This is a genomic window from Actinophytocola sp., from assembly GCF_035634895.1.
Classification (GTDB): domain Bacteria; phylum Actinomycetota; class Actinomycetes; order Mycobacteriales; family Pseudonocardiaceae; genus Actinophytocola.
This window is the reverse complement of record NZ_DASQCC010000018.1, coordinates 32,556-41,639: the sequence shown is the minus strand read 5'-3', so window position 1 is coordinate 41,639 and position 9,084 is coordinate 32,556. Positions and strand designations below refer to the sequence as shown.

10 protein-coding genes and 1 pseudogene are annotated in these 9,084 nt (G+C 70.8%); 2 read left to right on the top strand and 9 right to left on the bottom strand.

Annotated elements, in window-relative coordinates; translation table 11 throughout:
* From VET29_RS03260 to VET29_RS03230, 7 genes and pseudogenes are all read right to left on the bottom strand, one after another.
* Window positions 1-181 (bottom strand): annotated as a pseudogene (locus VET29_RS03260) (phosphoenolpyruvate--protein phosphotransferase); the annotation flags it as partial.
* Entirely contained in the window at window positions 174-446 is a 273-nt protein-coding gene (locus tag VET29_RS03255; protein WP_324914387.1) for an HPr family phosphocarrier protein, read from the bottom strand. The gene VET29_RS03255 and the pseudogene VET29_RS03260, both read right to left, overlap by 8 nt.
* 20 nt (window positions 447-466) lie before the next feature.
* Window positions 467-1,501, bottom strand: coding sequence for a zinc-dependent dehydrogenase (locus tag VET29_RS03250; protein ID WP_324914384.1), 1,035 nt, complete (start codon window positions 1,499-1,501; stop codon window positions 467-469).
* On the bottom strand, window positions 1,498-1,944 hold the full coding sequence (locus VET29_RS03245) for a PTS sugar transporter subunit IIA (RefSeq protein WP_324914380.1): 447 nt from the start codon (window positions 1,942-1,944) through the stop codon (window positions 1,498-1,500). Before VET29_RS03245 ends, VET29_RS03250 begins: the two co-directional genes overlap by 4 nt.
* Window positions 1,937-3,394 carry a PTS mannitol transporter subunit IICB gene (locus VET29_RS03240; protein ID WP_324914377.1) on the bottom strand — a complete coding sequence of 486 codons (1,458 nt, stop codon included), beginning with the start codon at window positions 3,392-3,394 and terminating at the stop codon, window positions 1,937-1,939. Before VET29_RS03240 ends, VET29_RS03245 begins: the two co-directional genes overlap by 8 nt.
* Window positions 3,395-3,413: 19 nt before the next feature.
* A complete protein-coding gene (gene pfkB / locus VET29_RS03235; protein WP_324914374.1) occupies window positions 3,414-4,346 on the bottom strand; it encodes a 1-phosphofructokinase in 933 nt (310 codons plus the stop codon).
* A 43-nt stretch (window positions 4,347-4,389) separates the two neighbouring features.
* Window positions 4,390-5,151, bottom strand: coding sequence for a DeoR/GlpR family DNA-binding transcription regulator (locus tag VET29_RS03230; RefSeq protein WP_324914372.1), 762 nt, complete (start codon window positions 5,149-5,151; stop codon window positions 4,390-4,392).
* A gap of 188 nt (window positions 5,152-5,339) precedes the next feature.
* Between VET29_RS03230 and VET29_RS03225 the strand changes: the two genes are divergently transcribed.
* Entirely contained in the window at window positions 5,340-5,987 is a 648-nt protein-coding gene (locus VET29_RS03225; RefSeq protein WP_324914370.1) for a DUF742 domain-containing protein, read from the top strand.
* Window positions 5,988-6,299: 312 nt separating this feature from the next.
* Here the strand turns inward: VET29_RS03225 and VET29_RS03220 are convergent, their stop codons facing one another.
* A complete protein-coding gene (locus VET29_RS03220; RefSeq protein ID WP_324914368.1) occupies window positions 6,300-6,437 on the bottom strand; it encodes a hypothetical protein in 138 nt (45 codons plus the stop codon).
* 514 nt (window positions 6,438-6,951) lie between these two features.
* Here VET29_RS03220 and VET29_RS03215 point away from each other — a divergent pair.
* Window positions 6,952-7,749, top strand: a complete 798-nt coding sequence (locus VET29_RS03215) for an Fpg/Nei family DNA glycosylase (protein WP_324914366.1) — start codon at window positions 6,952-6,954, stop codon at window positions 7,747-7,749.
* A 44-nt stretch (window positions 7,750-7,793) separates the two neighbouring features.
* Here VET29_RS03215 and VET29_RS03210 read toward each other — a convergent pair whose 3' ends face one another.
* Window positions 7,794-9,053, bottom strand: coding sequence for a multidrug effflux MFS transporter (locus VET29_RS03210; protein WP_324914364.1), 1,260 nt, complete (start codon window positions 9,051-9,053; stop codon window positions 7,794-7,796).
* Between the last annotated feature and the right edge of the window lie 31 nt (window positions 9,054-9,084).

The following is a 9,084-nucleotide window of genomic DNA, read 5'->3' as shown; positions in this document are numbered from 1 at the left end:
GCGAGCCGGCGAGCTTGTCCAGTGAGGACGAGACGAAGGCGAGCGCGTCCGCCGCCCGCCGGGCCTCGTCGGGACCCGCCTGCGGGGTCTCGGCGGGCAGCACCGGCGGGCTGCCCATCGAGTAGACGGGCCCGGCGGTTCGGCCGGGACTGACACCCAGCCCGTTCATGTCATCAGGCATCCGCGTCCAGATCCTTCGCCAGCACCTCGGCCATCGCGTCGAGCGCCGCGTCGGCGCCCTCACCGTCGGCCTCGATCGTCACCGTGTCACCCCCGTGCGCGCCGAGCGACAGCACCGCGATGATGCTTCGCGCGTCGACGGGCGACTTGTCCGGCACGGAGATCTTCACCGTGACCTCCTGCGCCTGAGCGGTCTTCACGACGATCGCCGCCGGCCGGCCGTGCAGGCCGATCCGGGATCCCACCACGACTTCCCTCGCAGGCATCGTTGCCCCTTCCGCGAAAACTACGGCTCGATGGTCACTTTGATGGCCGCACCGCTCGACACCAGCTTGATGGCGTCGTGCAGCTCGGCGAGAGGCAACCGGTGCGTGATCAGGTCGGCGACCGGGACCTGGCCGGTGGCGATCAGCTCCAGCGCCTTCTTGTTGTGGTCGGGGCTGGATCCGTTGGCGCCCACGATGGTCAGCTCGCGGTAGTGCACCAGGTTCGAGTCCAGGGTGATCGTCGGCCGGTCCTTCGGCAGGCCGCCGAAGAAGCTGATCCGCCCGCTACGGGCGGCCATCTGCAGGGCCTCCTCCTGGGCGGCGCCCGACGCGGCGGCGGTGATCACCACGTCCACGCCGCGCCCGTCGGTGAGCTTGAGGACCTCGTCCACCGCGTTCACCTCGGACCCGCAGATGGCCGCGTCCGGGTGGACCTTCTCCGCCGACATGTCCAGACGGGACCGGTTCAGCTCCACCAGGAACACGCGGCGTGCGCCCCGTGCCCTGGCCAGCCGCACGTGCAGGCAACCGATCGGGCCGGCGCCCACCACGACCACGTCATCGCCCTCGCCGACGCCGGCCAGCTCCTGCCCGTTCAGCACGCAGGCCAGCGGCTCGGCGACCGACGCCTCGGCGTAGCTCACGCCGTCCGGGATCCGGTTCAGGCCGTCGACCGCAAGCACCTGGCGCGGCACGACCAGGTACTCGGCGAAGCCGCCGTCGTAGTGGTAGCCGACCGAGGTCTGGTTGGGGCACACCGGCATCCGGCCACGCAGGCAGTCCGGACACGTCCCGCACGGCACCGCCGCGATGACCTGCACGCGGTCGCCGGGCACCCATGAGTCCACAGTGGACTCGACGACCTCCCCGGCGATCTCGTGCCCGATCACCCGCGGCGGGACCAGGTGGTGGTGACCGTGGTTGAAGATCTTGACGTCCGTGCCGCAGGTCGAGCAGTTGTGGACGCGGATCTTCACCTCGTCCTGGCCCGGCGACGGCTCTGGTGCGTCTTCCAGCCGGATGTCACCTGGTGCGTAGAAACGCGCCACCCTCATGCTTCGATGCCCTTCCCAATTGATTCGAGGAGCGAGCGCACCGCCTGGGGATCGGCGGACGTACGCAGCTGCTCCGCCTTCGCGGGTTCCATCAGGATCTGCGCCAGGGCGGACAGCACGGTCACGTGCTCGTCCCCCTTCGCCGCGATGGCGACGCAGATCGTGACCTGCTGCCCGTCCCAGTCCACACCGGACGGGAACTGCAGCACCCCGAGCGTCGTGTTCTTGACGAGCGCGCGGCTTTCGTCGGTGCCGTGCGGGATCGCCACACCCTCGCCGATGAACGTCGAGACGGACTTCTCCCGCTCCAGCATGGTCTCCGGGTAGCCGGCCTCGACCGCGTCCAGCTCGAGCAGGACCGCGCCGCACTGGCGGATCGCGTCCCACTTGTCGGTCGCGGTCAGGCCGAGCCGGATGCCCTCGGTGGGCAGTACGTCAGCCACGGATCTCCTCGCCTTCCTTGATGGCCTTCTCCAGGCGGTCGAAGGCGGGATCCCCGAGGAACATCTGGAACTCGACGACCACCGCTTCCGGCACCGTCATCCTCGCGCGCTCGGCGAGGTCGGCATGCGTGAGCACCAACCGCGTCCCGGGCGGGATGTCGGCGATGGCGACGTGCTCCACCGCGACGCCGTAGGGCTTGAGGCGGGTGCGGAGCTGGCTCGCCAGCATCACGCTCGACCCCATGCCGGCGTCGCAGGCGACGACCACCTTGTCGACCTCCTTGCCCGCGATGGCCGGGTGGGCGCCGTTGGTGGCGGTCTCGGTGCCGGCGACCGGGACGGCGGCGTCCGACAGGTCCGGGGCGCCCTCGACCGCGACCGCGGCTTCCTCCGCGTCCGCGCCGCGGCCGAACTTCAGCAGCGCGGCGGCCGCGAAGAAGGTCACGACGGCGGCCACCGCGACACACAGCAGCACGCTCACGTAGCCACCGCGCGGGGTGACCGCGAGGTAGGCGAAGATGCTGCCCGGCGCGGGCGGCGCGACCAGCCCGGAGTTGGTGATCAGCGCGGTGCCGACACCGGACATGCCACCGACGATCGCGGCGAGGATCAGGCGCGGCTTCATCAGCAGGTACGGGAAGTAGATCTCGTGGATGCCGCCGAAGAACTGGATGATGATCGCGCCCGGTGCGCTCGGCCGCATCCGGCGCGGCCCGAAGAACCAGTACGCCAGCAGGATGCCGAGTCCGGGGCCGGGGTTGGTCTCGATCATGAACAGGATCGACTGGCCGGCGTCCTTGGCCTGCTGGGCGCCGAGCACGTCGAAGATGCCGTGGTTGATGGCGTTGTTCAGGAACAACGCCTTCGCCGGCTCGACGATGACGGACACCAGTGGCAGGAGGCTGTGGTCCACCAGGAACTGCACCGCGTTGCCGGCGGCCGTGGTGAGGCTGTTGACGAGCCACCCGATGCGCCACACGCCGACGAGCGCCAGCGCACCGCCGAGGATGCCGAGCGAGAAGTTGTCGACCAGCATCTCGAAGCCGGCCCTGACCCGGTGCTGTATGCGGTCGTCCCACAGCTTCAGCAGGTACGCGGCGAGCGGGCCCATGATCATGGCGCCGAGGAACATCGGCACTTCCGAGCCGACGACCACGCCCATGGTCGCGATGGCGCCGACCACCGCGCCGCGCTGGCCGTGCACCATCCGGCCGCCGGTGTAGCCGATGAGGATCGGGAGTAAGTACTTGATGGTCGGGTCGACGAGACCGGCGAGGGTCTCGTTCGGCAACCAGCCCTTCGGGATGAACAGGGCGGTGATCAGGCCCCACGCGATGAAGGCGCCGATGTTGGGCATGATCATGCCGGCCAGGTGGGCGCCCAGGCGCTGCACCCTGGCGCGGAAACTGTCGCCCTGCAGGTTCTTCAGGTGGGAGATGTCGGTCGTCATTGAGTGCTCCATCTCGTGTTCAAAGGGCACGGCTTAGGTCGAACGAGGCGTGGACGCCAACCGACGGGCGGTCCACGTCGCCCGGTCCCGGCATGCGGCTACCCGGCAGCCGGACGGCCGCCGCACCCCACGCCAGGGCCTCGATGAGGGCATCCCGGCCGGCCACCCCACCGGCCAGATACCCGGCGAGCATCGCGTCCCCCGCCCCGACCGTGCTTCGCTCCCGATCGACCCGCGACTCGCCGTAGCGCGTCTCCCTCTCGCCGACCAGCACCGCACCGTCCGCGCCAAGGCTGGCGAGGACCGTACCGGCGCCCGCGTCCCGCATCGCGGTCGCTGCCCGAACCGCGTCCCCGATCGAGTCGATCGGGAAGCAGGCGAACTCCGTCAGCTCGTCGCGGTTCGGCTTCACCAGCGCAGGCCTGGCCTCCAGGGCGGCGGTGAGCGCGGGCCCGGACGTGTCCACCGCGAACCGGACGCCCCGCTCGGTCAGCCTGCGGCCGAGGTCGCGGTAGAACGTGTCCGGCACCCCCGGCGGCAGGCTGCCGCTCGCCACCACCCAGTCGCCGGCGACCACGGTGTCCAGCACCGCCTTGACGATGCGCTCCAGGTCGTCGGGCACCAGCTCGCCGCCCGGCTCGTTGATCTTGGTGACCGAGCCGTCCGGCTCGACCAGGCTCACGTTGGACCTGGTGTGCCCCGTGACGGGCACCGCGCACACGTCGATGCCCTCCTCCTCCAGCAGCTCGGTCAGCTGCCGGCCCTCGGGGCCACCTCGCGGCACCACGGCACAGGTCGGCAGCTTGTGCGCGGCCAGTGCCCTGGCGACGTTGACACCCTTGCCACCGGGGTCGAGCCGGGTGGCGCCGGCCCGGACCATCTCGCCCCGGATCAGCTCGGGGATCTCGATGGTCCGGTCCAGGCTGGGGTTCAACGTGAGCGTCAAGATCATGTCCTGGTCACTTCCCCACCACGATCGCGTTCCAGCGGTTTGTTCATGCGCGGACCACCCTTGGCCCCTGCGTCTCGATCTCGGCCGCCACCTGGGGATCCAGCCCGGTGTCACTGATGAACAGGTCGAGGTCCGACAGCTCGGCGAAGCGCGCCAGGTGGTCGGAGGACAGCTTGGTGTGGTCGGCGAGCAGCACCCGGCGGCGGGCCGCGGCGACCATGGCCTTCTTGACCGCGGCCTCCGCCTGGTCCGGCGTGGTCAGCCCGCGCTGCACGGACAACCCGTTGGTCGCGAGGAACGCGACGTCCACATAGGACTGGGCGAGGATCTCCAGCGCCCACGGGTCCACGCAGGCGAGCGTGCGCGACCGGACCCGGCCGCCGATGAACAGGACAGTGAAGTTGGCGCGGGTGGCCAGCGAGAGGGCGGTCGGCAGCGCGTTGGTGAGGATCGTGAGCTGCCGGTCGACCGGCAGGATCTCCGCCAGCCGGGCGGTGGTGGTGCCCGCGTCGAGCAGGATCGAGCCCTCCTCGGGGACCTCCGCGAGCGCGGCCTTCGCGATACGGTCCTTCTCCGCCCCGAGCACCGCGTCCCTGGTCGCGAGCGCGGGTTCGAAGCCGAGGCGTTCGACGGGGATGGCGCCACCATGCACGCGGCGGAGCAGCCCGTGGCGTTCGAGCACGGAGAGGTCGCGGCGGATGGTCTCGCCGGTCACGGCCAACTCGGCCGCCAGCTCGGCGACATCGACCCGGCCCTCCCGGCGCGCACGGTCCACGATGTGCTGCTGCCGCTCTTCTGCATACATGTGGATTTACCACCGTTTCATCTGTGTATCGTTGTGTTTACCTGGTTTAGCCACGTGAAGTCAACACTCTGTTCGCGTAGCACTCTAGGTAGCCGCACCAGTACCCCCCGACAGGTATGCTTGCTGCGGGGCGTGATATCCGCGTAATATCCGCCCACCTTCAGCCAAACCAGTGGGGTGAGCGGGCGTTGTCCGACAACGGCTCCATCGGCGCCCCGCGCCGGGCCGCTCAGGAGTACGACCACGGCCCCGTGAGCGGTGTGCTCCCCGTCCTCGAGGATGCCCCCGACCAGCTGGAACCCCCTCCCACGCCGACGTCCCTGCCGATCGGGCCGCGGTCCGTGGTGCCGGCCGGCGGACGCAGGAACCTGGCCCGCCGGGAGAAGAAGCCCAAGAAGAAGGTCCGCCGCACCCGGGAGACCCCGCTCATCTCCCCGCTGGCCGACGCGGGCCCGTGGGCCGACCCGAAGGAGCCGCCGCCACTGTCGGCGGAGTCGAGCGACCCGAGACGGCTCGTCCGCCCGTACACGCGGACGGGTGGGCGCACGCACTCCGGGTACCGCCTGGAGCTGGAGACCCTGCTGTCGACCCAGCTCGGCCGCGACCGGGACATCACCACCCTCCGCGACGACTACCGGGTGATCTGCGAGGTCTGCCGGGCGCCCCAGTCGGTCGCCGAGATCGCGGCCCGGCTCGGGCTGCCGCTGGGCGCCGCGCGGGTGCTGATCTCGGACCTCGTCCCGGCCGAGCTGCTGTACGTCCACGAGGTCGCCGAGGAGGACGGCCCGTCCCTGGACCTCCTCTCCCGCGTGGCGGCGGGCCTCAAGAGGCTGTAGGCCGGCTCGGGTCGGGTGACCGGTGCACCGTCAGCAGTGGGACGAGCTACCTGAGCAGGTTCGCGCGGCGGTGCACGACCGGTGCGGCGACGTCGTCGACGTGCGGACCAGCACGGACGGACGCAACTCGGACTTCGCCGCGACGCTGGTTCTTTCCTTCGGGGAGCGCGTGTTCTGCAAGGGGGTGCGGGTCGACGGCAATGCCGCGGCGATGTGCCGGGTGGAGGCGCGAGTCGGCCCGTACCTACCGGTGCGGGTGCCTCGGTTGCGGTGGGAGATCGAGACCGCGGGGTGGCTGGTGCTGGGCTTCGATCACGTCGAGGGGCGCCGCCTGGACTTCTCGCCAGGCTCCGCGGACATCCCGCTGGTCGTCGACGCGCTCACGGAGTGCGCGGCGGTGCTGACGCCCAGCCCGGCGCGGTCGCTGCCCTCGTTGGGTGAGTTGTTCACCCGTGTCGAACCATGGCGAAGGCTGCGTGACGATCCGCCCGCGTTCGACCCCTGGACCCACGCCAATCTCACACGGTTCGCCGGCCAGGAGCATGCCGCGGCCGAGCTCGCGTCGGGGTGCACCCTCGCGCATACCGACATCCACGAGTCGAACATCCTCATCGACCGCGCCGCGAGGCACGCGTTCTCGACTGGGCCTGGGCGAAGCGAAGCTCGCCGCACCGTGGGTGGACATGAGCCACCTGGTGATCCGTCTCGTCGCGGCGTGACACACCCCGGAACAGGCGGAGGACCAGGCGAACCGCAGCGCGACCTGGCGCGACGCACCACCCGCATCCGTCTCCGCGGTGGCCGCCCAGATCTACGGCGTGTGGGAGTACCTACGACACCGGGATCACGACCATTCCGCGACGGCCCGACCCGCGCCGCGCGACGATGGGCGATGTATCGAGCGGGAGCGGACGAAGCGCTCGCGCGACCGACGCGTAGGGCCGACCCCACCTAGGCTGGCGGCGTGCCCGAGGGAGACACCGTCCATGCGACCGCGCGCAGGCTGACCAGCGCGCTGGGCGGCACGGTCCTGACGCGGGCGGAGCTGCGGCATCCCCGCCTCGCGACCGCGGACCTCACGGGACGGGTGTTCGAGGGCGCGCGTTCGGTCGGCAAGCACCTGTTCCTGCGGTTCGGCGGTGCGCTCAGCCTGCACTGCCACCTCGGCATGGACGGATCGTGGCGCGTCTACACGAACCGGCCGCCGATCAGCTACCGCACGCGGGCGGTTCTCGCGACGGCGGACAAGGTCGCGCTCGGCAACCTGCTCATGGAGATGGCCCTCGTGCGGACGCCGGACGAGCACCGGCTCGTCGACCACCTGGGGCCGGACCTGCTGGACCCCGGCTGGTCGGACGAACATCACGCCGAGGCCGTTCGCAGGCTGACCGCCGACCCCGGTCGCGAGCTGGGTGACGCGCTCCTCGACCAGCGCCTCATGGCAGGGCTGGGCAACGTGTACAAGGTCGAGACGTGCTTCCTGCTCCGGGTCTCGCCGTGGACCCCGGTGGCGGCGGTGGATGCGCACAAAACGGTGAGCCTTGCGCGGGAGCTGCTGGTGCGGAACGCGTTGCGGCCGGTCCGCAACACGACGGGTGACCCACGACGAGGCCGTGAGACCTGGGTGTACGGGCGGCAGCGCCACGGCTGCCTGCGTTGCGGTGGGCCGGTGCTGAAGGCCGATCAGGGCACTGAGCTGCGCGAGCGCATCACCTACTACTGCCCCCGCTGCCAGCCGGGGCCGGGCCCGAAAAGCGGGTGACACCGCCCAGCTTGGACGGTGTCACCCGCTCGTAGACACCCAGGTCAGGCGGTCGCGACCGCCCGTTGCCGGACCATCGTCGCGGCCAGTGCGGCGCAGGCGACGAGCATGCCGGCCGTCATGGTCAGGGCCATCGCGGGCCCGTCGTTGCCCAGCAGGCCGACCACCGGCGCGATCAGCGCGCCGAGCCCGAACTGTGCGGCACCCAGCAGCGCGGCCGCGGTCCCCGCCGCCTCACCATGCCGGGACAGGGCCAGCGCGGGCGCGTTCGGCAGGACGAAACCCACCGCGGCCAGCAGGAACAGCAGCGGCACCAGGAAGCCCACCAGCCCGCCGGCGCCGGACTCCGCGAACACGATCAGCACCGCGCCGAACACCAGCCCGGCGGCCAGCGCGCCGAACACGATCTGCTGCGCCGTGAAGCGGTTCAGCAGCATCACGTTCACCTGCGACGCCCCGATCAGGGCCACCGCACCGAGTGCGAACACCAGCGCGAACTGCTGCTGCGTCAGGTCGAACTGGTCCTGGAGCACGAACGACGAGCCCGAGACGTAGGAGAACAGCGCCGACATGCCGAGCGCGGCGACCAGTGTCAGCACCACGAACTGCGGGTCGGTCAGCAGCGACCGGTAGGTCCGCAGCACCGGCCGGAAGGAGCCGGTCCTGCGCCGCTCGACCGGCAGCGTCTCCTTCAGCAGGAAGATCGCCACCAGTAGCAGTGCCGCACCGAGTACCGCCAGCACGGCGAACACGCCGCGCCACGACCCGACCGACAGCACCGCCGCGCCGATCGTCGGCGCGAGGATCGGCGCGGTGCCCATCACGAGCATCAGCCGGGACAGGATGGTGGCCGCGGCCTTGCCGGTGAACAGGTCACGCACGACGGCCATCGCGACGACCATCGTCGCGGCCGCGCCAACGCCCTGCAGCGTGCGCAGCACGCCGAGGACGGCCACGTTCGGTGCGATCAGGCACAGCAGCGACGCGGCGATGTGCACGATCGTGCCGGCGATCAGCGGCCGGCGCCGGCCAAGGGAGTCCGACAGCGGGCCGATGATGAGCTGCCCGAGGCCGAGGCCGATGAGCGTGCCGGTGAGGGTCAGCTGCACGGCCGACTCGGACGCGTTCAGGTCCGCCCCGAGCGCCGGCAACGCGGGCAGGTACATGTCGATGGTCAGGGGACCGAGAGCGATGAGCGCGCCGAGGACGAGGATGATGCGAATCCTGGCTGCTCCGGTCGGCGACTCTGCCAACTGCTCCGAACGGTCCACAGTGGAGGGACTGTGCAGAGTTGCCTGTTCCATGGTTCGTTGTAACAGCCGGCCACGGGGGTTT